A 21,621-nucleotide genomic window follows, 5' to 3' on the forward strand; every position below is an offset into this window, starting at 1 on the left:
GGCTGAGCGAACGCTGTGCAACCATCCAGGCGGGTACTGTCGGGAGGGTTACATCTTCTCCGGCCGTTCGCTACCCTCTGCACCTGCGGGGAGGTATCAACCTCCGATGTAGTGAGAGAGAGTGCCTGGATGGCCGATCAAGACGATCCACTTCGGTTTACCAGCACACGCTGTGCTTTTCCTGAGGAAATCTCCCCCGCACAGGCCACTGCCTGGCCTGGCACAGCCACCGCGCCGGTGGGCTAGGCCGAACGAACAGACCGATGCAGGACCAGCGCAGGGACCAGACCGTGATGCTCCAGCTGAACCGATTCCGTCCGGCCGGACGGGGTTCAGGAACCCCCGACGTAGACACTGAAGACGATCTTTTCACCCCTACGGGTAGCGTCTTGCGCTGGGCTCCTTCCGAACGGCCGGTGAGCCGGAGCGCCGGGAGCGTGCAGACGAGTGGCTGAGGAGAACGCGATGCGCCCTGGCGGGCGCTGGACCGACCAGGGCTTTACGAGCACGAACGATGATGGTGGTGCGGCGGTGCCGAACGAAGACACCGCGGGGGTAGGAGGGGCCCCTGCGCGGCTGCCCGGAGCGGATCCGGGCCGGAAGTCCGGGCTGTTCTCGGGCATGCGTGACTGGCGGCTGCGCTCCAAGCTGGCCGCGGTCCTGATCATCCCGACGCTGACCGCGCTGGCGCTGGGTGCGCTGCGCGTGGTCGACGACGCCCAGGAAGCGGGCGAGTTCCAGCGCACCGCCGACCAGGTGGCGTTCGCCGTCAAGGTCACCACAGTGGTGCACGAGCTGCAGAACGAGCGCTCGCTGGCCGTCGCGCGGATCTCGTCCGCCAACTCGCTGCTGCAGACCGGGCTCGACGCGCAGATCGCCAAGGTCGACCGCGAGGTCGGCGACCTGCGCAACGCGGCGGCGACCCTGAACTACGAGGACCAGGCGACCAAGGACCGCTACACCCGCGGTCTCCAGCGCCTCGACGCCCTGCGCCCGCTGCGCGCGGCGTTCAACACCAACAACGGCCTGCCCGACATCACGGTGCTCACCGCCTACTCGGGCATCCTCGACTCGCTCATCGAGCTCGGCCGCGAGGTGACCACCGCGGTCACCGACCGGGACGTGCTGCGCCTCGGCACGAGTACGCAGGCGATCAGCGAGGCCAAGGAGTTCACCACCCGCTCCGACGCCGAACTGCAGATCGCCGCGTTCCGCGGCGACTTCCCCGGTGACCTTCTGGACCAGACGCGCGCGGCGGCGTCCAGTGCGGACGCAGCCGTCGAGGCCTTCCTCGCGAACGCCGACGACGACCAGCGCCAGCTCTACAACGACACCTACTCCGGCCCGGAGGTCGACGACCGCCGCCGGATCCAGACCGAGGCGTTCGCGGTCTCCGCGCTGGGCAGGGCGCCGACCATCGACACCACCGCGCTCGGCAAGGACAGCACCGTGTCGGCCGACAAGCTGCACGCGGTCGAGTCGAACCTGCTCGCCCAGCTCAAGACCCGCGCCGACGACCTCGCCACGGCGGCGGTCAACTCCGCGTGGGTCGGCGGTGCCGTGGTGCTCGCCGCGCTGGCCGCCGCGATCGCGCTGATGCTCATCGTCGCCCGGCTCATGCTGCGCCCGCTGCGGGTGCTGCGGAAGACCGCGCTGGACGTCGCCTACACCCGGCTGCCCGAGACCGTGCAGGCCATCCTCGACGACCCGGACCCGGTCGGCGCCTCGAAGAGGGCCGTCCAGCCGGTGCCCATCACCTCCCGCGACGAGATCGGCGAGGTCGCGCGCTCGTTCGACATCGTCCACGAGCAGGCCGTCAAGATGGCCGCCGAGCAGGCGCTCCTGCGGGAGAACGTCAACGGCATCTTCGTGAACCTCTCCCGCCGGTCGCAGCGGCTGGTGGAACGCCAGCTCGGCGTCATCGACCGGCTGGAAGCCGACGAGCAGGACCCGGACCACTTGGCCAGCCTGTTCGAGCTGGACCACCTGGCCACGCGGCTGCGCCGCAACGGCGAGTCCCTGCTGGTGCTCTCCGGCGCCGGCCTGGCGAAGTCGGTGCCCAAGCCGGTGCCCGCCGCCGACGTCATCGGCGCCGCGGTGTCCGAAATCGAGCAGTACGCCCGGATCGAGGTCGGCATCGTGCCCGACGTCGCGGTCCAGGGCCTGGCGATCCACGACCTCGTGCACGTGCTCGCCGAGCTGCTCGACAACGCGACCTACTTCTCCGAGCCGGAGACGAAGGTCATCGTCCGGGCCGTGGTGACCCGCCGGAAGGCCCTCGCCATCCAGGTCACCGACCACGGTGTCGGCATGACCGAGGAGCGGCTGGCCGAGGTCAACGCCCGCCTGGCCGAGCCGCCGGACCTGGACGTGTCGGTGACAAGGCGAATGGGCCTGTACGTGGTGTCGCGGCTGGCCAAGCGCCACGGCATCGAGGTCCGGCTGCGCGAGAACGAGGACATCGAAGGCGGCGTGATCGCTCGCGTCGTCGTCCCGGCCGAGCTGCTGACCCAGCTCCGCCCGGGCATGCAGCGGCAGACCCCGCTGCCGGCGAACCGCTCCGAGACGTCGATGTCGATGCCGAGCATCCCGATCCCGGCCGCGCGCTCGGACTTCGACCAGTCGGCCTTCGACCAGACGCAGACGCACACCCCGGTGCCGCCTTCCTCGCCGCCACCGCCTCCTCCGCCGTCGCACCAGCCGGTGCCGAACCAGGGCGGGCTGGTCCCGCTCGACCAGCCCATCAGCCTGGACGACCTGGTCAGCGGTGGCCGCGCGGCGGGCCCGTTCCTGTCGCCGGACCTGCCGAAGCCCGAGACGCCGGCCTGGCCGACCGCCGAGGACCTGGCACCGCTGACGCCGTCGTCGAACGGCGACGGCGCCAGCTCGAGCACCAGCGGTACGCAGTACGCGCCGCTGGTGCTGCCCAAGCGCGAGCCGAAGTTCGTCCCGCCCGAGGAGCCACCCCCGCCGCCACCCGTGGACGACGCCGGCTCGTCGGCTCTCGAGGACGACGTGCCCACCCGGCGGCTGCCCATCTACCAGTCGGTGCTGTCACGCTGGTTCAGTGAGGGCGACGAATCGGCCGCCGAACCGGTGTCGCCGCGCAGCGAGGGTGAAGACCCGAACCTGCCGCCGCTCACCGGCTCCGATGATGTGCCGGCAGTGTCGGCAGCGGCAGCGGCAGCGGCTTCCGCGCCGGTCGCCGAGGACTCCGAGCACGCTGAACCTGTGGACGAGCTGCAGCCGACCGCGGCGACCCGGCACCCGCTCCTCCCGCCCGACGACGGCTGGCACAGCGCCTCCGACGACGGGTGGCAGGCGGCGCAGTCGCTGCTCGAGACCAAGAACGAGGAGATCACCCCGGCCGGGCTGCCCAAGCGCATCCCGAACGCCTATTTGGTGCCGGGATCGATCAGCAGCCCGAGCTCGACGCCCGAGGCACCGGCTCAGAACAACTTCGCGGACGCAGGAGCGGGCATGCCCGGAACGGGTGCGATCACCCGCTCGGCGTCCGCGGCGCGGAGCCGGATGGCAAGCTTCCAACGTGGTTACACGTCGGGACGGCATGCGTTGAAGGAACTCCCGGCCGAAGAGAGGCTGGAAGGCAGCGGAGTTCCAGGGCGTGGCAACACCACAGACAGCAGTGAGGAGTGAAAGTGACACGGGCGGGTGCAATGCAGCCGGGTGGCGCCGCGCAGCCGAACGGCCAGGCGCATGCCAAGGCGGGTAATGCCGGCAGCTTCGCTTGGCTGATCACGGATTTCGTGCACCGGGTGCCCGGCGCGGCCCACGCGGTCGTGGTGTCGGCCGACGGCCTGCTCTTGGCGGCCTCGCGTGGCCTGCCGAAGGACCGGGCGGACCAGCTGGCCGCGGTGGCGTCGGGGCTGACCAGCCTCGCGCGCGGCGCGGCCAAGGTGTTCGAGGGCGGTACGGTCGCGCAGACCGTGGTCGAGATGGCCAACGGCTTCCTCTTCCTCATGTCGGTTTCCGACGGTTCGTGTCTGGCGGTGCTGGGGTCGCCGGAGAGTGACATCGGCCTGGTCGTCTACGAGATGACCTTGCTGGTGGAGCGGGTCGGCCAGCAGCTGACTCCGGAGATGCGGGCGCAACTGCAGGGTTCGGCTGTCCGCCGCTGAGGACCTGGGAACCGAGGAGAGAGCCGTGGACGACGGGCGCTTGAGGGGTGAGGGCCGGCTCGGTGACGACTTCTCCGGCGGGTGGTCCGATCAGCCGGACGACGGCCGGGAGGACTGGCAGTCGTTCCGGGAGCGTGTCGACCGTGAATGGCGGGCGCGGCGGGTGCAGGCCTCCGACAGCGACCCCGTGCGGGAACCACCGAACTGGCTGACCGACAGCAATGCCGGGCAGGAACCGATCCGGCCGATCCCGGCCGGCAGCAACGAATACCGTGACCGGCTGCTCGGCGGCCCCGGCGCGGAGCTGTTCGGCGGCACGAGTGGGCCGCTGTACGACGCGGCGGACTTCGCCGCGTACAGCACCGACCGGGATCGGGACTACGCCGAGTACACCTCGGGGCCCGACTCCGGTGAGCTGGCCGCGGCCCTGCCGCGGCAGGCCCAGCAGGAGTACGTCGACGAGCCGCCGGCGACCGAGATGGAGACCTCCGGCCTGGTCCGGCCGTACTTCCGGACCAGGGGCCGGACGAAGGCGACCCTCGACCTGGCCATCGAAGCGCTGATCTCGACCAGCGAACAGGGCCGGATGCTCGACCGGGTCCGGGTGCCCGAGCACCGGTCGATCTGCGACCTGTGTCTCGACACCCGGTCGGTGGCCGAGGTGGCCGCGTTGCTGCGGCTGCCGCTCGGCGTGGTGCGCGTGTTGATTGGTGACGTGGCGGGCCTCGGGCTGGTGCTGGTGCATTCCAGCAGCACGACCGTGGGCGACCGCCCGAGTATCGAGTTCATGGAAAGGGTGCTCAGTGGGCTTCGGAGAATTTGACTCCGACGCGAACGCGCCGCAGGTGACGGGTCCGACCTCGTCGGCCAAGATCGTGGTCGCCGGCGGGTTCGGTTCGGGGAAGACAACGATGGTCGGGGCGATCTCCGAGATCGACCCGTTGACCACCGAGGCCATGATGACCGAGGCCAGCGTCGGACACGACGACACCTCGGCCACGCCCAACAAGACCACCACCACCGTGGCGATGGACTTCGGGCGTATCTCGCTGGACTCGGACCTGGTGCTGTACGTGTTCGGCACCCCGGGGCAGCACCGGTTCTGGTTCATGTGGGACGACCTCGCGGTCGGCGCCATCGGCGCGGTCGTGCTGGTGGACACGCGACGGCTGGCCGACGCGTTCCCCTCGATCGACTTCTTCGAGAACCGGAAGCTGCCGTACGTCGTGGCCATCAACTGCTTCGACCGGCTTCTGCACCACCAGATCGAGGACGTCCGGCACGCGCTCACCATCGCGCCGTCCGTCCCGATCATGGCGTGTGACGCGCGCGAGCGCGACTCCGCCAAGCAGGTGCTGATCTCGGTCGTCCAGCACGCGATCGCGCACGATTCGGCGTTGCGCGCGGGATAGCCGATGACACCCCGATCCGGATGCGGCCGTTGGAGTGAACTCCGCGTGCTTCACCCACTTCGGGGAGTGCTGCCGCCGTCCGGAGGAGGGCCCGGAGACCCCGGCCCGGCGGCGCCGGGGACGGCGTCGCCCACGCGGCCCGTCGGCACCCGGACTGACCTGCGCGGACACCTCGCCACCGTGGGGTGCGGCCGACGCCGGGAAGTGCGCCACGGATGCGTGACCGGGGCCCGGTCGACGCGCAGTGGGGTCGCGCGCACACAGAGGGTGCGCGGCGGCGGCCGGATGGTGGCGGACTCGACACCCCCGATGGTGCGAATACGCTCTATCGTGGCGTCGTCGACCGGCCGTGCCGGCCACTCCGGTGTGCGGTGCGCGGCGCCGCACGAGCAAGGAGGGGCAGTAGTGACGGCTTCCGGCCAGCAGCAAGGCTCGTTCGGCTGGCTCATCACGGACTTCGTTCGCCGGGTGCCCGGCGCCGCGCACGCCGTTCTGGTGTCCGCCGACGGGCTGCTCCTGGCGCCGTCGGAAGGGCTGCCCCAGGAACGCGCGGAGCAGCTGTCCGCCGTCGCGTCCGGGCTGATCAGCCTGACGGCGGGGGCCGCGCGCTGCTTCGAAGCGGGCGGCGTCAACCAGACCGTGGTGGAAATGGAGCGCGGCTACTTGTTCTTGATGTCCGTTTCGGACGGTTCGTCGCTGGCGGTGCTGGCCGCGCCGACGTGCGACATCGGCACGGTCGCCTACGAGATGACCCTGCTCGTCGAGCGGGTCGGCCAGCAGATCACCCCCGAGCTGCGCGCGCAGCTTCAGGGCGGCGTGCGTGGGTAGGACACGATGAGGATTTCGGGATTCGACGATCCGGACTCCAGCGGCTGGGACGCGCTGCACCGCGGCACCGAGCGCGAGGGTTTCGATTCGCCCAGCAAGTTCGACATGTCGACGCTGTCGATGATCATGCCCAAGCGCAAGCCAGCGCGGCCGAAGCCGGATGCGCAGGGCTACACCGACGAGGACACCCGTGAGTGGGGTTCTTCGACGGCCGATCCCGCCGGTCCGGACGACGAGGGCTACGAGCCCGGCGAGCCGGAGTGGCAGGACGAGGAGACGTACGAGCCGGAGCCCCCGGCGCTGGAGCCGCCCTGGACCCCGCCGACGGGTGCGCGCCGGCCCCCGGCCCCGCCGCCTCCGCTCGCGCCCCGGCCACCCGCGCCGCGCCAGCCGGCGCCCCGGCCACCCGCGCCTCGGCCGCCGGTGTCCAGGCCCCTGGCGGCGCCCCCGCCTTCGTGGGCCCCGCCGATCGACCCGCGGACCGGCTGGACGCCCCCGCCGGACCCGGAGACCCGCTGGGTCCCCCAGCCGGATCCGTGGGAGGAACCGGCCTGGAACGAACCGGCCCGCGTCGCGAGCCCGGTACCCGTGGCCTCGGTGGGCTCCCGGGTCCGCCCGTACACGCGCACCGGCGGGCGTACGCGCTCGGACCACAACCTGGCCCTGGAGGCGCTGGTCTCGACGTCCGACGACGGACGGCGCTACCGCGGAGTCCGGTCGGTCGAGCACCGCCGGATCTGCGACCTGTGCCTGGACACGAGGTCGGTGGCCGAGATCGCCGCCCACCTGCGGCTGCCGCTGGGCGTCGTGAAGGTGCTGGTGGGGGACATGGCCGACATCGGGCTGGTGTTGATCCACCAGACCGAGCTGATCCTCGGGGACCGGTCGTCCCGCGACTTCATGGAACGGGTGCTGGCCGGTCTGCGGGCGCTGTAGCCAAAGTCCGTGAATGTCGCATTGAGAGACTCTAAGTCCCTCAATGCGACATTCACGGTCAGGCTGCCGTCAGGTCGAGCGCCAGGGTGTTGCCCGGGCCCGGCACCGCCGCGTTGACCAGCGCCGTCGCCGAGCCGCAGTTCGCGAAGGCGCCGATCGTGTAGGTCGAGTTCAGCCGGCCGCCCTTGCCGGTGACGAAGCCGGCCGGCACCAGTTCGGTCGTCACCGGCTCGGCCGTGCCGCACGCCGCGCCGACGTCGTACGGTGCCCCGTCGACCCGGACGTCCGACACCTTGACCGGCCAGGTCGCGGACCCGGAGAAGCCGCCGAACACCGAGCCGTCGGCCTGCCCGGGGCCGAGCGTGATCGTCCCGCTGACCGTGCCGACGCCCGGCACCGAGCGGGTGACCTTCACCGGCGGCAGCGTGATCGTCCCGTAGAACGTGTACGGCCCGATGAGCGTGTACATGTCGAACTGTCCCGGCCCGAGCTTGAGATCGGCGTTCGGCTTCGCGATGTGCGTGCCGCCGGTGACGGTGTACCTCGAGTAGACCGGCGGCCCGGCCGCGTCCGCCACCCCGGCGAACCCGGCCCCTCCCAGCACCGTCGCCGCCGTCAGCGCGATCGCGCGCGTTCCCCACTTCACGATGGTTTCCCTCCCTGGTCGCCGAATCCGGCGAACCAGGCTTACCACGGACCCGGGTGGTCCGGCGGTCGTTCACCGAACCCGGCGGTCAGTCTTCGACCAGGGCCGCCGAGGTGATGCGGTGGAGGGAGTACTGCTCGTTGTTCTCCCCTTCGAGCACCCCGCCGCCGACGCGCACCGGCCGCACCACGCGCTGGCTCGCCGTCCCGCGCGAGTCCACGAAGCCGATCCACACCTCACGGCGCTCCAGCGTCGCCCGTGACAGCAGCTCCAACGTCGCCGACGTGTCCGCGCCGCCACCCACCGGCGCCCGGACCGCCGAACCGCGGCGCCGGGCCGAGGCCGCGTCGCCCGCTCGCAGGTTGGAGACGATCCGCGCCGCCTGGTCCTCGGTCAGCACCGCCTGCTCACCGGGGCCGCGGCGGGCCGCGCGCGCTTTCGCCGGCAGCCGCCTGCCGTCCTGGCGGATGTCGACCACCCGGCCGTCGGGGCCCTCCGCCGCCGGGGCGAACCCGGCCCCGCGCAGCCCCATCAGCACATCGTGCAGCGGGTCCGGGCTGATCACGACGGTCGGCGCGATCCGCCGCAGGTCGTGCTCCGCCGCCACCGGGTGGGCCAGCAGCTCGGCCAGCAACGCCTCGTCGTCACACCGCAGGAACGACGCCGCGACGCCGCCGCGCAGCCGCCCGTGCCGCCGCGCCACGTCGTCGATCAGGTAGCTGAGCCCCTGCGGCACCGGTGTCGCCGACTTTGTCTTGAACAGCGCGTGCAGCTCGCCGGCGGTGCGGCCGGTGTCCAGCGCGCGCCGCACCGAGCCCTCGGTGATCCGGTAGACCGTCGCGTGCCCGGACGACTCGACGTCGGCGACCGCGCCCATCTCCGCCGCCAGCTCCGGCTCCAGCGGACCCGGCGCGACGACCGTCAGATCGGCCTGCAGCAGCACGTGGTCCACCGGCGCGGGCAGCGCGTCGAGGATCGCCTCGACCGCGGCCGGCCGGTCGTCGGCGAGCAGGGCGCGCGTCGCCGTCGTGACGCCGCCGAGAGCGACGAGGCCCAGCGCCGAAGCCTCGGCCATCGTCCACCGGACCGTCTCGTCCCGCAGCCGCCCACCACGGCGAGGGGCCCGCCAGGCCAGCACCGCGACGAGCTCGTCGACGCTCTTCGCCCCGGCGCCTTCGGGCAGGTCGGCCAGCGCGGCCAGCACCCGGCGCCGCGCGACCGGCGCCAGCGGACGGCGCAGCTCCTCCGACAGCGGCGCGATCGGCTTGTCCTTGGCGTCGCGCCCGCCGGCCAGTCCCGGCAGCCGCGGCAGCTCCAGCCACGCCTGCGCGAGCGTCATCCACCGCTGCGCGGTCGGCGACGCGAGCCACGAGTCGGTCAGCGTCGTCGGCACCCATTCGGGCGCGGTCGTCTCGCTGTCGGCGACGAGCCCGGCGCCGACGGCCAGCTCGGCCAGCAGGATGGCCTGGGCCTCGTCGATCTCCAGGTCCTTGGCGAGCTTCCGCAGCTCGCGCACGCCGAGGCCGCCCGACTTGAGCACCGGCGGCGGGGTCGCCGACCACGCGCGCAGCAGGGATTCGGTGTGGCGCAGGAACTCCATCGCCTCACCGGCCGCCGCCTTGTCCAAAGTGGACGTCTGGTGCGGGTGGACCGGCAGCTCGGGCTCGCGCAGCGTGCCCGGCCCGAACACCCCGCCGCGCACCGCGACGCCGAGTTCGCGCGGCAGCTCGACGGTCTGGTCGTCGCGCCGCAGCAGCAGCCCGCGCGCGAGCAGCTTCTGCACCGGCGTCTCGGCCTTCTCGAGCGTGAGGTCCAGGCCGGCGTCGCGGGTGCGGCCGATCGGCGGGCCGGCGGCGAGGGCGTTCAGGACGCCGCGTTCGTCGTCGGACAGCTCCGCCAGGCGCGCGGTCAGGTCCTCGCCGTCGAGCGACGGCGACGACGCGCCCAGCCCGGCCGGGAACGGCCCGAGCGCCTCTCGGACCGCGGGCGGCACGCGCAGCGCGTCGTCCGGGCCCCAGGCGAGCACACGGGTCCGCAGCCGGGTGAGCGGCGCGGTGACATCGGTGCCGACCAGCTTCGCGACGTCTTCGACCGGCACGGGATCGCGATCGGCGCCGGCCAGCAGGCACGCTTCGAGCACGGCCAGGGTGAAGGTGTCGAGGTCCTCGCAGGCACGCGCGACCGAGCCCGGCGTGCCGGCCCGGGTGGCCAGCACGGTGCTGTCGGACGGCGGGGGCGTGGACAGGTCGCGCCGCGTGCGGAGCAGTTCCGCGAGTGCGCCGTCGGACTCCGTGCGCAGCCAGTCCGCCAAAGAGGTCGCGGGCATAGAAGGCCAGGGTACCCGGGCGGTTGCCCGGGCCTCGCCAGCCTCAGGCAGACTGTCTCCGAGAACTGAGCACCGCAGTGGAGGACGTTGTGGCCAAGGGTGAGAAGAAGCACAAGGGGATCGACCCGACCTGGCCGGGCGAGGACGGCGAGCACCCCGTGACCGAGCTCGCGGCCGACCGCCAGGGCGCGCTGTCGCCGTTCGGGGAGATCACGTTCCCGCTGGACTCGGTGCCCTACGTGCACCCCGAGACCGAGATCAATCGCTGACGCTGTTGTTACTGGTCAGTACCGGTATCGGGGCCTCGTGAGGGCGGTCACGGGAGTAGGTTTCCACCCGTCCCAGCCCACCTTTCCCATGCGGGGGTAGTGCCATGCCGGTTCCCGGTCCCGGATATTCGATCACCGTCCGGGTCGAGGCCCCGGCCTCGTCCAGCGCGGCCGGTGACCTGACCACCGCCGTCGGGCGCGTCGGCGGCGTGCTGACCGCGTTCGACGTCGTCGAGTCCCACCCGGACTCGATCGTGGTCGACATCAGCGCCAACGCGCTGTCGGAGAACCACGCGAACGACATCACGCAGACGCTCGACTCGCTGCCCGGCGTCAAGGTCCGCAAGGTCTCCGACCGGACGTTCCTGATCCACCTCGGCGGCAAGATCGAGGTCACGCCCAAGGTCGCGCTCCGCAACCGTGACGACCTCTCCCGCGCCTACACCCCGGGTGTCGCGCGCGTCTGCCAGGCGATCGCCGCGAACCCCGAGGACGCGCGCCGCCTGACCATCAAGCGCAACACCGTCGCCGTCGTCACCGACGGTTCCGCGGTGCTCGGCCTCGGCAACATCGGCCCGGCCGCCGCGCTGCCGGTGATGGAGGGCAAGGCGGCGCTGTTCAAGAAGTTCGCCGACGTCGACGCCTGGCCGGTCTGCCTGGACACCCAGGACACCGAGGAGATCATCAAGATCGTCAAGGCGATCGCGCCGGTGTACGCCGGCATCAACCTCGAGGACATCGCCGCGCCGCGCTGCTTCGAGATCGAGAAGCGGCTGCGCGACCTGCTGGACATCCCGGTGTTCCACGACGACCAGCACGGCACCGCGATCGTGGTCGTGGCCGCGCTGCGCAACGCCCTGCGCGTGGTCGGGAAGAACATCGAGGACTGCAAGATCGTGGTCAGCGGTGTCGGCGCGGCCGGCTCGGCGATCATCCGGCTGCTGCTGCGGAAGAACCCGGGCGACATCGTCGCCGCGGACATCGACGGCGTCGTCCACTCCGCGCGCGGCAACCTCGACGACAACCTGGCCTGGATCGCCTCGCACACGAACAAGAACCAGGTCAGCGGCACCCTGCACGAAGCGCTGAACGGCGCCGACGTGTTCATCGGGGTCTCCGCGCCCAACCTGTTCGGCGCCGAGCAGGTCGCGACCATGAACTCCGATGCCGTCGTCTTCGCGCTGGCGAACCCGGACCCGGAGATCGACCCGCTGGAGGCGCAGCGGCACGCCGCCGTCGTCGCGACCGGCCGCAGCGACTTTCCGAACCAGATCAACAACGTCCTGGCGTTCCCGGGTGTGTTCCGCGGCCTCCTCGACGCGCACGCGCACAACATCGACGACGAAATGCTGCTCGCGGCCGCCGACGCGATCGCCGACGTCGTCGACAACGGCAAGCTCAACGCGTCGTTCATCGTGCCGAGCGTGTTCGACAGCGCCGTGGCGCCCGCGGTCGCGGAGGCCGTCCGGAAGGCCGTGCGCGCCGAGCGGGCGTGACGGTGGCGGTGGCGGCACTTCCGTCCCGGCGCCGCGGAAGTAGCCTCGCGGTGTGAGTGAACTCAGCCACGTCGACGAGACCGGCGCCGCCCGGATGGTCGATGTCTCCGGCAAGACCGCCACCGCGCGGACCGCGCTCGCCGCCGGGACCGTGCGGACCACCGCCGAGGTGGTCCGGCTCCTGGCCACCGACGGTCTTCCCAAGGGCGACGCGCTGGCCACCGCGCGGATCGCCGGGATCATGGGCGCGAAGCGGGTGCCCGAGCTGATCCCGCTGTGCCACCAGATCGCGCTCTCCGGAGTCAAGGTGGAGTTCGAGCTGGGCGACGCCGAGGTCCGGATCCGCGCGACCGCGAAGACCACCGACGTCACCGGTGTCGAGATGGAGGCGCTGACCGCCGTGGCGGTCGCCGGGCTGACCGTGCACGACATGATCAAGGCCGTCGACCCGGCGGCGACGCTGGACGAGGTCCGCCTGCTCCGCAAGGACGGCGGCAAGACCGGAACCTGGGAGCGGCCGTGAAGCGCACCGCGCGCGTGATCGTGGCGTCCAACCGCGCCGCGAAGGGCGTCTACGAGGACAAGACCGGCCCGGTCATCGTCGCCTGGCTGGCCGGCCGCGGCTACGACGTGCCGGCGCCGGTCGTCGTCGAGGACGGCGACCCGGTGGGCGTCGCGCTGCGGGCCGCGCTGGCCGACGGTGTCGCCGTGGTGCTCACCACGGGCGGCACCGGCATCTCGCCGACCGACCGCACCCCCGACGTCACCCGCGCGGTGCTGGACCACGAACTGCCGGGCGTCGCGGACGCGATACGGGCGGCCGGGCTGCCCAAGGTGCCCACGGCGGTGCTCTCGCGCGGTGTCGCGGGCGTGGCGGGCCGGACCCTGGTCGTGAACCTCCCGGGCTCCAGCGGCGGCGTGAAGGACGGCCTGGGCGTCCTCGACGGCATCCTGGACCACGCGGTCGACCAGCTGGCCGGTGGCGACCACCCGCGTTCCGCCGCTTCGGGCCCGGCGGTCCGCGTGGCGCGGGCGCTGGTGACCGAGGAGGTGCTCTCCGTCGAGGAGCACGCGCGCCTGGTGGAGGACGACGCGGCGGGCGCGGTGGTGACGTTTGCCGGGGTGGTCCGCGACCACGACGGCGGCAAGGGCGTGCGCGACCTGACGTACGAAGGCCACCCGAGCGCGGGCCAGGTGATCGCGGACGTGGTCGCGGACCTGTCGGCGCGCTGGACCGGCGTCCGCGCGGTGGCGGTGAGCCACCGCCTGGGGCCACTGACGATCGGCGACGTCGCCCTCGCGTGCGCCGTGGCGGCGGAACACCGCGGTCAGGCCTTCACGGCCTGCTCGGAGCTCGTGGACGAGGTCAAGGCGCGGTTGCCGGTCTGGAAGCACCAGCACTTCACCGACGGCACGGACGAGTGGGTCAACTCGCCCTGATCCGGAACACCGCGACCCGGCCGGCGGCCCGTCTCGGCAGACGGCCGGATTGGTGACTTCCTCGAGCGTCACAGCTTGCCTGCGGCGCCCGTGGACGAGCTCGCCCCGGCCGGTGGCGCGGACGTCGCGCGCCCAGTCGCCGTCCGGCAGGCCGGCGATGACGTAGCGGCGGCCGTCGACGGTCAGTGGCGAGACCGGTGTGGGGCGCGGAGCGCCCGAGTGACGGCCGGACACGGTCAGGACGATGCCACAGTGCCCAGACGCGGCCCTAGGCGCGTCAGCAGGCGGACGAGCCGGTTGGCGGACGGGAGCCGGCGAGGCAGGGCGGGTCACCGAGGCGACCCATGAGTGACATGAACCCTCCACCGCCCGGGGGATTGGCGGTGGAGGGTTCGTGGGTGTCACGGCTCGAGGCCGGACTTACGCATCACTGCGCGATCGTCACTTGGTGGCGATCTTCTGGCCGACGAGGATCAGGTCCGCGTTCGGGATGTACTTCTGGTTCAGGTCCTGCAGCTTCTTGTAGCCGCCCTCGACCTTGAACTGGCTGGCGATCTTGGACAGGGTGTCGCCCGCCACGACGGTGTAGTCACCGGCCGGGTTGGAGCTGCTCACGCCGGTCGCCACCGCCGGGGCCGCCGCCTGCTTCGGGGCGGTCGTGCTCTTCTTCGGGGTCACCTTCTTGGTGGTGTTGGCCTTGCCGGTGGCCTTGGCCTTGGGGGCAGCCGAACCGCTGCCACCCTTCTTGCCACAGACCGGCCACGCACCGATGCCCTGACCCTGCAGGACGCGCTCGGCCACGGCGATCTGCTGCTCACGCGAAGCGCCCTGCGCGCTGCCGGTGCCGCCGTAGGCCTTCCAGGTGCTCTGCGTGAACTGCAGGCCGCCGTAGTAGCCGTTGCCGGTGTTGATGCTCCAGTTGCCGCCGCTCTCGCACTGCGCGATGGCGTCCCAGTTGGTCGCTGCCGACGCGGGGGTGGCGGCGATCGCGAGGGGGGCGCCGACCGCGATGCCCGCGATGGCGACGCGAGCGACGGTGCGGGTAGCAGCGGACATCTTGCGGTGCTTGCCTCGGTAAGACATCTGAATGCTTCTCGGTTTCCCTGCGCCTACGAGCCTGTGCTGAGGGTCAGGATCGGGGTCCTGGCGCCGGCCGTCTCAGACCGGCAGACGAGTCCGACGCACGGCGCGTCTTCGTCGTCCCCTCGTCCCTGTCCGGAAATGCTTTCGCTCGGGGTATGGGTCCGGGTATCCGTCGGACAGGGCTAGGCGCTACGGATTCCCGGTCTTGCTGGCTGGTCGGGGCCAACCGAATAGCGACGGTACGTAACGACGGCCGTGATCGGAAATTATTCGGGGCGTGACCTACGTCACAGTAACGCCACGCAACCCTGGTCGATAAGCCCGTTTTCGCAGGTCAGCGGGCCGTTATCTGGCCGTTTCCTAGTCGAGATAAAACACGGATCGTGAGGCTTGCATCACGTGTTTGGGGCAGCGAATGGGCCATTCGCGACGTCCGGTGCGCGATTGAAGGGGCGCATCTTATGACTCCTGGCGGGACCGCGCCAGACTTGACAATCGTGCCCCAGGTACCTCGCGAGTCACAGCGGCCCCACCTGTTCGTGGGTTGATATCACGGCTCGGGGGCCTCGTGACCGGTCATCCTCGGGCGACCCGGTCGACGCACCGTGACCGACCAGGCGAAACAGGTCACCGGATGGGGTTCCGGCCGACGGGTTCAGCCTCCCGCGAACAACCGGATCCGGCGGCGCGCCACGCCGACACCCCCCGAACGGGCGTCGCCGAGCGGTCGCTTCCGTACTCGAACGGTCGGCTCGCGTACCGGGAAGGCGAACTCGCGTACCTGGAGGGTCGGCTCGCGTAATCGAGAGTCGCCACGACGAATTGGCTGGTCATACGGCGTGTCGTCCGCTCAATCCCGCGAGCCGACGCTCTGGGTACACGAGCCGACGCTCTGGGTACGCGAGCCGACCGTCTGGGTGCGGAAGGGCAGGTCAGCCGCCGGCGAAGGGCGGGAGGACGTCCAGCTCCGCGCCGTCCCGCAGTGGCCGGGCCAGGTCCCGCACCGCGATGCCGTCGAGCAGGTAGCTGACCGCGTCCAGGATCCGCGGCAGGCCCGCCGGGTGCAGGCGGCGCAGCTCGGCCACGGCGTCGGCGACCGACGCGCCCGACGGCAGCTGCAGCTTCTCCTCTTCCACGCCCGCCGCGGCACGGGCCGCCGCGAAGTACCGCACGACGATGGTCAGGGTGGCCATCTCAACCGCCGATCGCGCTCATCGGCCGGATCGGCTGCGCGAACCCGGCGTCGTTGATCTCGTGGCCGGCGAGCTTGCCCCACATCGTCGCCCGCCAGGCGTCCGCGACCTCCTCATCGCGCGCGCCCGCGCGCACGAGGGAGCGGAGGTCCGTTTCGTCGTTGCTGAACAGGCAGGAGCGCACCGCGCCGTCGGCGGTCAGGCGCGTCCGCTCGCACGCCGAGCAGAACGGCCGGGTCACCGACGCGATCACGCCGACGTCGCCGGGGCCGCCGTCGACCAGCCAGCGCTCGGCGGGCGCGCCGCCCCGCGCGACCGGGAACGGCGTCAGCGAGAACTCCGCGCTCAGCATCTCGAGGATCTCGGCCGCGGTGATCATCTCGCCGCGGTTCCAGCCGTGCTGGGCGTCCAGCGGCATCTGCTCGATGAATCGCAGGTGGTAGCCCTCGGCGAGGCAGAACTTCAGCAGCGACACAGCATCGGTCTCGTTCACGCCCCGCATCAGCACGGCGTTGACCTTCACCGGGGACATCCCGGCGTCCCGCGCGGCCGCCATGCCGGCCAGCACGTGCGAGAGCCGGTCGCGGCGGGTGATCTTGAGGAACGTCTCGGGGTCGACGCTGTCGAGCGAGACGTTGATCCGGGCCAGGCCCGCCTCGGCGAGCCCGGCCGCGCGCTTGGCGAGGCCGATCCCGTTGGTGGTCATGGACAGCCGGGGCCGTGGCTCGAGCGCCGTGACCCGCGCCACGAGGTCCTCGAGGCCGGGGCGCAGCAGGGGTTCGCCGCCGGTGAGCCGGATGTCGGTGACGCCGAGCAGCTCGACGGCGATCCGCATCAGCCGGACCAGCTCGTCGTCGGTCAGCACCTGCTCGCCCGGCATCCAGTCCAGGCCTTCCGCGGGCATGCAGTAGGTGCAGCGCAGGTTGCACCGATCCGTCAGGGAAACCCGGAGATCGGTGGCCACCCGGCCGAAGGTGTCGATGAGATGGGGGTTCTCGGGCCGAGGCGCGCGAGAAGGACCTCGTGTACCGGGGACGCGAGGAAACCCTAGATCCACTGCCGTCATTACGCACAGGGTAGCTCCGGATCGGGCGAAGGGAGCCGATCGCTAGGATACTTTGTGGAGTGAGTTGTTCAGTTGGCGAACTATCTCGGACAGTGCGCCGGAGGAAGGACACGTGATGTCGAACACCACGGGAAAAACCTATCCGCTCACCGACGAGGAACTCGCCCGCTTCGCCGAATTGAGCCGCGAAGGCAGCACGCTGACTGTCCTGCGACACGCCAGGATCGCCGAGCGGATGGGCCTGTCCGGCACCGACCACAAGGCGTTCGACCTGGCCATCCAGGCGGGCGGCCCGCTCACCGCCGGCCGGATCGCCGAGCTGACGGGGCTGTCGACCGGCGCGGTCACCGGCGTCATCGACCGGCTGGAGAAGGTCGGGCTGGTCCGCCGGGTCCGCGACCCCGAAGACCGCCGCAAGGTCCTGGTCGAGGTCGTGCCCGGGGTCGTCGACCGCTTCGCGCCGCTCTTCCAGTCTGCCTTCGACGCCCTCCGCGAGACGCTCGCGCAGTTCTCTCCGGCCGAGCGAAAAGCCATCGAGCGTTATCAGAACGTCATGAACGGACGGCTGCGCGCCGATTTCATGGACTCCGCGCGCCCCGCGTAGCTTTTCCTCAACTGCGGAGATAATGTCTCGGTCATGCCGCAATTTCGGTTGTCCGAGGCCGCGCGCCTGCTCGGGGTCAGTGACGACACCGTGCGCCGCTGGGTGCGCGCGGGTCAGCTGACCGCCACCGACGACGCCGCGGGCCGGAAGGTCGTCGACGGCGCCCAGCTGGCCGGGTTCGCGCGGGCGCAGGCCGCCGGTCCCGAAGACCCCTCCACGGTCGGCCGCTCCGCCCGCAACAGGTTCGTCGGGCTGGTCACCGAGGTCATCGCCGACAAGGTGATGGCTCAGGTGGAACTGCAGTGCGGGGCACACCGCGTGGTGTCCCTGATGAGTACGGAAGCCGTCCGCGAGCTGGGTCTGCGCCCGGGCGTGCTCGCGGTCGCGGTCGTCAAGGCGACCACAGTCATGGTGGAAACACCGGAAGGAAATCGATGAAGAACCTCGCTTTTCGGGGGGCCGGGCGGCGAAGCCGCCGGTTGGCACAGCTCGCTCTCGTCGTGGCCGCGGTCGCCCTGTTCGCGGGCGCGTGCAGCAGCTCGGACGAGCCCAGCACGCAGCCCGGCGCGTCGGTCACCGCACCCGCGCCCAAGGGGGCGGGCAACGCCGGCGGCGGCACGCTGACCGTGTTCGCCGCCGCGTCGCTCACCGAGTCGTTCACCGCGCTCGGCAAGGAGTTCGAGGCCCAGCACCCCGGGACGACCGTGAAGTTCAGCTTCGCGGGTTCGGCCACCCTGGTGCAGCAGCTGACCAACGGCGCGAAGGCCGACGTCTTCGCCGCGGCCGACCAGGCCACGATGGACAAGGCCAACCAGGGCGGAGTGATCGACGGCCAGGCGACCGTGTTCGCCACGAACAAGCTCGCCATCGCCGTCGCACCGGGCAACCCCAAGAACATCCGGTCGTTCGCGGACCTGAACAAGGCCGGGCTGGCCGTGGTGACCTGCGCGCCACAGGTGCCGTGCGGTTCGGCGGCGAAGAAGGCCGAGACGGCCGCCGGCGTCACGCTCAAGCCGAAGAGCGAGGAGCAGGACGTCAAGCAGGTGCTGAACAAGGTCCAGTCCGGCGACGCCGACGCGGGCCTCGTCTACGTCACCGACGCCACGTCCGCCTCGGGCAAGGTGGACAAGGTCGACTTCCCGCAGGCGGACCAGGCGATCAACAGCTACCCGATCGCCGCGGTCAAGGGCGGCCAGGCCGCCCTGGCGCACCAGTTCGAAGAGTTCGTCCTCGGCACCGAGGGCAAGCTTGTGCTGACGAAGGCCGGGTTCGGCTCTGCGCGGTAGGCGTTCCCCGAGCGGCCGGCCGGGCGCCGCCCCGGCCGGTCACTCGCGCGTCCCGTGGGTGCTCGCCGTCCCCGCCGCGCTCGCGCTGGCCCTGGTGGTGCTGCCGGTCGTCGGCCTGCTGGTGCGCACCGACCTCACCCGGCTGCCCGGCCTGATCGCGACGCCGTCGTCGTGGCACGCGCTGCGGCTGTCGCTGATCACGGCGGCGTTGTCCACTCTGGCCTGTGTGCTGCTCGGGGTGCCGCTGGCCGTCGTGCTCGGGCGGGCGCGGTTCCGCGGGGTCCGGCTGCTGCGGTCGATCGTGCTGCTGCCCCTGGTCCTGCCGCCGGTCGTCGGCGGCCTCGCGCTGCTGTACCTGCTCGGCCGCAAGGGTTTCCTCGGCATGCTGATCACCACGCTGACCGGGGAGTCCGTGCCGTTCACCACGACCGCGGTGGTGATCGCGCAGACGTTCGTCGCGATGCCGTTCCTGGTGGTCAGCCTCGAAGGCGCGTTGCGCGGCGCGGGCGACCGCTACGAGCAGGTCGCCGCGACCCTCGGCGCGCGCCCGTGGACGGTGTTCCGCCGGGTCACGCTGCCGCTGCTGCTGCCCGCGCTCGGCTCCGGAGTCGTGCTCAGCTTCGCCCGCGCGCTCGGCGAGTTCGGCGCCACGATCACCTTCGCGGGCAGCCTCGAGGACGTCACCCGCACCCTGCCGCTCGAGGTCTACACGCAGGCCGAAGTGGACGTCGACAGCGCGGTGGCGCTCGCTCTGCTGCTCATCGTCGTGGCCGTCGTCGTCATCGCCGTCGCGCGGCCACGCTCGTGGGAAGGCGGCCTGCGGTGAGCCTCGCCGCCCGGATCGACGCCGTCCGCGGCTCGTTCCACCTCGAAGTGGACCTCGACGTGCCCGCCGGGAGCGTGCTGGCGCTGCTCGGCCCGAACGGCTCCGGCAAGTCGACGGTGCTGGGCTGCCTCGCCGGGCTCGTCACGCCCCGGTCGGCGGAGATCACGGTGGCCGGGCGGGCGCTGGCCGGCGTGCCGCCGCACCGCCGCGGGATCGGGCTGCTCTCCCAGGACGCGCTGCTCTTCCCGCACCTGTCCGCAGTGGACAACGTCGCGTTCTCGCCGCGCTCGACCGGCGCCGGCCGCCGCGCCGCACGGGAGCGCGGCTACTTCTGGCTGGCCGAAGTGGACGCCGTCGAGCTCGCGGACCGGCGGCCAGGGCAGTTGTCCGGCGGCCAGGCCCAGCGCGTCGCGATCGCCAGGGCACTGGCCGCGGAGCCGGACCTGCTGCTGCTCGACGAGCCGTTCGCCGCGCTCGACGTCGACGCCGCCCCCGCGATCCGCGGCCTGCTCCGGCGGGTGCTCAAGGCCGGGCCGACGACCGTGCTCGTCACGCACGACCCGCTGGACGCGCTCGCGCTCGCCGACCACGTCGCGGTGATGAACGGCGGCCGGGTCGTCGAACGCGGCCCGACCCGTGAAGTGCTTTCGGCGCCGCGGACGGCGTTCACCGCGCGGATCGCCGGCCTGAACCTCGTCGCCGGCACCGCGGTTCTCGAAGGCCTGCGGACCGCGTCCGGCGAGGTCGTGGCGGGCATCCCGGCGCCGGACGTCGTGCCGGGGGAGCCCGCGGTCGCGGTGTTCCCGCCGAACGCCGTCGCCGTCTACCCGCACGACGGCGACCACCGCGGCAGCCCGCGCAACACCACCGGCGCGGTCGTCGCGGCCCTGGAGCCGCACGGGCCGGTGATCCGGGTCCGGGCCGAGGGCGACGGCTGGGCCCACGGCCTGACCGCCGACCTCACCCCGGCCGCCGTGGCCGAGCTCGCCCTGGAGCCCGGCTCGGCGGTGACGCTCTCGGTGAAGGCCGCGACCGTGTCGGTGCACCCGGCCGCGGTTTCCTGAACGGCGACGAGCCGTCGATTTCGTTCGATCACGAAATTCGCTGCTGTTTATCGCTGCACTTTTAATTGCCGGACCCGGGAAATGCCGCGCATACGTCCACGTGCTTTCCGACGGGATGCGCCGTCGACGTCGAAAAGTATTCCGGCAATTCCCGCGGAACCCGTTTTTCGCGCGCACCGCAGGTGCCTCGCACGCGTGATAGGTTTCGCCCATGAGCGAAGGCCGGTGGACGTACCTCTCCGACATGGACGGCGTCCTGGTGAAGGAGGAGCACCTCGTTCCCGGGGCCGACGAGTTCCTCGCCGAGCTGAAGGCGAACGGCATCGACTTCCTGGTGCTGACGAACAACTCGATCTACACCCCCCGCGACCTGCGGGCCCGGCTGGAGCGCACCGGGCTCGACATCCCGGAGGAGTCGATCTGGACGTCGGCGCTGGCGACCGCGAAGTTCCTCTCTTCGCAGCGGCCGAACGGCTCGGCCTTCGTCATCGGCGAAGCGGGCCTCACGACGGCGCTGCACGAGGTCGGCTACGTGCTGACCGAGCGCGAACCGGACTACGTCGTGCTGGGCGAGACCCGCACGTACAGCTTCAGCGCGATCACCCGCGCGATCCGGCTGATCGAGGGCGGCGCGAAGTTCATCGCGACCAACCCCGACGCCACCGGGCCGAGCGTCGAGGGCTCGATGCCGGCCACCGGGTCGGTCGCGGCGCTGATCGAGAAGGCCACCGGGCGCTCGCCGTACTACGTCGGCAAGCCGAACCCGCTGATGATGCGCTCCGCGCTGCGCCGGCTCGGCGCGCACTCGGAGTCGACGCTGATGATCGGCGACCGGATGGACACCGACGTCCACTCGGGCATCGAGGCCGGGCTGCAGACCATCCTGGTGCTCACCGGCATATCCACCCGGGAGTCGGCCGAGCGCTATCCGTATCGGCCCACACTGGTGATCGACTCGATCGCTGACCTGATCGGGCGGACCCTGGACCCGTTCGGCGAAGGCTGAC

At 71.6% G+C, this 21,621-nt stretch carries 21 protein-coding genes; 16 read left to right on the top strand and 5 right to left on the bottom strand.

Annotation, left to right across the window (positions count from 1 at the left end; genetic code table 11):
• The first annotated feature begins 465 nt into the window (after nucleotides 1–465).
• From AB0M82_RS29060 to AB0M82_RS29085, 6 genes are all read left to right on the top strand, one after another.
• Nucleotides 466–3,657, top strand: coding sequence for a nitrate- and nitrite sensing domain-containing protein (locus tag AB0M82_RS29060; RefSeq protein ID WP_364728425.1), 3,192 nt, complete (start codon nucleotides 466–468; stop codon nucleotides 3,655–3,657).
• 20 nt (nucleotides 3,658–3,677) lie between these two features.
• Nucleotides 3,678–4,139, top strand: a complete 462-nt coding sequence (locus tag AB0M82_RS29065) for a roadblock/LC7 domain-containing protein (protein WP_364728428.1) — start codon at nucleotides 3,678–3,680, stop codon at nucleotides 4,137–4,139.
• Between the two features lie 25 nt (nucleotides 4,140–4,164).
• Entirely contained in the window at nucleotides 4,165–4,962 is a 798-nt protein-coding gene (locus AB0M82_RS29070) for a DUF742 domain-containing protein (protein ID WP_364728298.1), read from the top strand.
• The gene (locus AB0M82_RS29075; RefSeq protein ID WP_247017872.1) at nucleotides 4,943–5,551 is read left to right on the top strand and encodes an ATP/GTP-binding protein; all 609 of its coding nucleotides are present in this window, start codon (nucleotides 4,943–4,945) and stop codon (nucleotides 5,549–5,551) included. Before AB0M82_RS29070 ends, AB0M82_RS29075 begins: the two co-directional genes overlap by 20 nt.
• A 405-nt stretch (nucleotides 5,552–5,956) precedes the next feature.
• A complete protein-coding gene (locus AB0M82_RS29080) occupies nucleotides 5,957–6,379 on the top strand; it encodes a roadblock/LC7 domain-containing protein (protein WP_364728301.1) in 423 nt (140 codons plus the stop codon).
• 6 nt (nucleotides 6,380–6,385) lie between these two features.
• On the top strand, nucleotides 6,386–7,315 hold the full coding sequence (locus AB0M82_RS29085) for a DUF742 domain-containing protein (RefSeq protein WP_364728303.1): 930 nt from the start codon (nucleotides 6,386–6,388) through the stop codon (nucleotides 7,313–7,315).
• A 58-nt stretch (nucleotides 7,316–7,373) separates the two neighbouring features.
• On the opposite strand, the gene AB0M82_RS29090 is transcribed toward AB0M82_RS29085, so the two are convergent.
• The gene (locus tag AB0M82_RS29090; protein ID WP_364728306.1) at nucleotides 7,374–7,961 is read right to left on the bottom strand and encodes a hypothetical protein; all 588 of its coding nucleotides are present in this window, start codon (nucleotides 7,959–7,961) and stop codon (nucleotides 7,374–7,376) included.
• Between the two features lie 88 nt (nucleotides 7,962–8,049).
• Nucleotides 8,050–10,287 (bottom strand): helicase-associated domain-containing protein, encoded by a 2,238-nt coding sequence (locus tag AB0M82_RS29095; protein ID WP_364728309.1) that lies wholly within the window; start codon nucleotides 10,285–10,287, stop codon nucleotides 8,050–8,052.
• A gap of 89 nt (nucleotides 10,288–10,376) precedes the next feature.
• Between AB0M82_RS29095 and AB0M82_RS29100 the strand changes: the two genes are divergently transcribed.
• The 4 genes from AB0M82_RS29100 to AB0M82_RS29115 all read left to right on the top strand — a co-directional run bounded on the left by AB0M82_RS29100 (nucleotide 10,377) and on the right by AB0M82_RS29115 (nucleotide 13,492).
• Nucleotides 10,377–10,556 (top strand): hypothetical protein, encoded by a 180-nt coding sequence (locus tag AB0M82_RS29100; RefSeq protein WP_364728311.1) that lies wholly within the window; start codon nucleotides 10,377–10,379, stop codon nucleotides 10,554–10,556.
• Between the two features lie 104 nt (nucleotides 10,557–10,660).
• Nucleotides 10,661–12,052: an NAD-dependent malic enzyme gene (locus AB0M82_RS29105; RefSeq protein ID WP_364728313.1), complete on the top strand. Its 1,392-nt coding sequence runs from the start codon at nucleotides 10,661–10,663 to the stop codon at nucleotides 12,050–12,052.
• Nucleotides 12,053–12,104: 52 nt separating this feature from the next.
• Nucleotides 12,105–12,575 (top strand): cyclic pyranopterin monophosphate synthase MoaC, encoded by a 471-nt coding sequence (gene moaC, locus AB0M82_RS29110; RefSeq protein WP_364728316.1) that lies wholly within the window; start codon nucleotides 12,105–12,107, stop codon nucleotides 12,573–12,575.
• Nucleotides 12,572–13,492, top strand: a complete 921-nt coding sequence (locus AB0M82_RS29115) for a molybdenum cofactor biosynthesis protein MoaE (RefSeq protein ID WP_364728319.1) — start codon at nucleotides 12,572–12,574, stop codon at nucleotides 13,490–13,492. Before moaC ends, AB0M82_RS29115 begins: the two co-directional genes overlap by 4 nt.
• 441 nt (nucleotides 13,493–13,933) lie before the next feature.
• On the opposite strand, the gene AB0M82_RS29120 is transcribed toward AB0M82_RS29115, so the two are convergent.
• From AB0M82_RS29120 to moaA, 3 genes are all read right to left on the bottom strand, one after another.
• Nucleotides 13,934–14,575: a transglycosylase family protein gene (locus tag AB0M82_RS29120; protein WP_364728321.1), complete on the bottom strand. Its 642-nt coding sequence runs from the start codon at nucleotides 14,573–14,575 to the stop codon at nucleotides 13,934–13,936.
• 932 nt (nucleotides 14,576–15,507) lie between these two features.
• A complete protein-coding gene (locus AB0M82_RS29125; RefSeq protein ID WP_364728323.1) occupies nucleotides 15,508–15,768 on the bottom strand; it encodes a MoaD/ThiS family protein in 261 nt (86 codons plus the stop codon).
• 1 nt (nucleotide 15,769) lies between these two features.
• Nucleotides 15,770–16,834 carry a GTP 3',8-cyclase MoaA gene (gene moaA, locus AB0M82_RS29130; protein WP_364728326.1) on the bottom strand — a complete coding sequence of 355 codons (1,065 nt, stop codon included), beginning with the start codon at nucleotides 16,832–16,834 and terminating at the stop codon, nucleotides 15,770–15,772.
• A 115-nt stretch (nucleotides 16,835–16,949) separates the two neighbouring features.
• Here moaA and AB0M82_RS29135 point away from each other — a divergent pair, with 115 nt between their 5' ends.
• The 6 genes from AB0M82_RS29135 to AB0M82_RS29160 all read left to right on the top strand — a co-directional run bounded on the left by AB0M82_RS29135 (nucleotide 16,950) and on the right by AB0M82_RS29160 (nucleotide 21,620).
• On the top strand, nucleotides 16,950–17,438 hold the full coding sequence (locus AB0M82_RS29135; protein ID WP_364728329.1) for a MarR family transcriptional regulator: 489 nt from the start codon (nucleotides 16,950–16,952) through the stop codon (nucleotides 17,436–17,438).
• A 33-nt stretch (nucleotides 17,439–17,471) separates the two neighbouring features.
• Complete coding sequence (locus AB0M82_RS29140; protein WP_364728331.1) at nucleotides 17,472–17,876, top strand: helix-turn-helix transcriptional regulator; 405 nt, start codon at nucleotides 17,472–17,474, stop codon at nucleotides 17,874–17,876.
• Between the two features lie 41 nt (nucleotides 17,877–17,917).
• Nucleotides 17,918–18,724, top strand: coding sequence for a molybdate ABC transporter substrate-binding protein (gene modA, locus AB0M82_RS29145; RefSeq protein ID WP_364728334.1), 807 nt, complete (start codon nucleotides 17,918–17,920; stop codon nucleotides 18,722–18,724).
• Between the two features lie 58 nt (nucleotides 18,725–18,782).
• A complete protein-coding gene (locus tag AB0M82_RS29150) occupies nucleotides 18,783–19,550 on the top strand; it encodes an ABC transporter permease (RefSeq protein WP_364728336.1) in 768 nt (255 codons plus the stop codon).
• Entirely contained in the window at nucleotides 19,547–20,614 is a 1,068-nt protein-coding gene (locus AB0M82_RS29155; protein WP_364728339.1) for an ABC transporter ATP-binding protein, read from the top strand. The genes AB0M82_RS29150 and AB0M82_RS29155 overlap by 4 nt, the downstream gene beginning before the upstream one ends.
• Nucleotides 20,615–20,825: 211 nt before the next feature.
• Nucleotides 20,826–21,620: an HAD-IIA family hydrolase gene (locus tag AB0M82_RS29160; RefSeq protein ID WP_364728342.1), complete on the top strand. Its 795-nt coding sequence runs from the start codon at nucleotides 20,826–20,828 to the stop codon at nucleotides 21,618–21,620.
• Nucleotide 21,621: the final 1 nt, after the last annotated feature.

It is taken from the genome of Amycolatopsis sp. NPDC051128 (genome assembly GCF_040682715.1).
Taxonomy (GTDB): domain Bacteria; phylum Actinomycetota; class Actinomycetes; order Mycobacteriales; family Pseudonocardiaceae; genus Amycolatopsis.

Excerpts from the sequence above, each read along its gene's own strand:
- AB0M82_RS29060 (WP_364728425.1), top strand. The coding sequence starts at position 466 with ATGCGCCCTGGCGGGCGCTGGACCGACCAGGGCTTTACGAGCACGAAC.
- AB0M82_RS29065 (WP_364728428.1), top strand. The coding sequence starts at position 3,678 with ATGCAGCCGGGTGGCGCCGCGCAGCCGAACGGCCAGGCGCATGCCAAG.
- AB0M82_RS29085 (WP_364728303.1), top strand. The coding sequence starts at position 6,386 with ATGAGGATTTCGGGATTCGACGATCCGGACTCCAGCGGCTGGGACGCG.
- AB0M82_RS29095 (WP_364728309.1), bottom strand. The coding sequence starts at position 10,287 with ATGCCCGCGACCTCTTTGGCGGACTGGCTGCGCACGGAGTCCGACGGC.
- AB0M82_RS29105 (WP_364728313.1), top strand. The coding sequence starts at position 10,661 with ATGCCGGTTCCCGGTCCCGGATATTCGATCACCGTCCGGGTCGAGGCC.
- AB0M82_RS29120 (WP_364728321.1), bottom strand. The coding sequence starts at position 14,575 with ATGTCTTACCGAGGCAAGCACCGCAAGATGTCCGCTGCTACCCGCACC.
- AB0M82_RS29125 (WP_364728323.1), bottom strand. The coding sequence starts at position 15,768 with ATGGCCACCCTGACCATCGTCGTGCGGTACTTCGCGGCGGCCCGTGCC.
- moaA (WP_364728326.1), bottom strand. The coding sequence starts at position 16,834 with ATGACGGCAGTGGATCTAGGGTTTCCTCGCGTCCCCGGTACACGAGGT.
- AB0M82_RS29135 (WP_364728329.1), top strand. The coding sequence starts at position 16,950 with ATGTCGAACACCACGGGAAAAACCTATCCGCTCACCGACGAGGAACTC.
- AB0M82_RS29140 (WP_364728331.1), top strand. The coding sequence starts at position 17,472 with ATGCCGCAATTTCGGTTGTCCGAGGCCGCGCGCCTGCTCGGGGTCAGT.
- AB0M82_RS29160 (WP_364728342.1), top strand. The coding sequence starts at position 20,826 with ATGAGCGAAGGCCGGTGGACGTACCTCTCCGACATGGACGGCGTCCTG.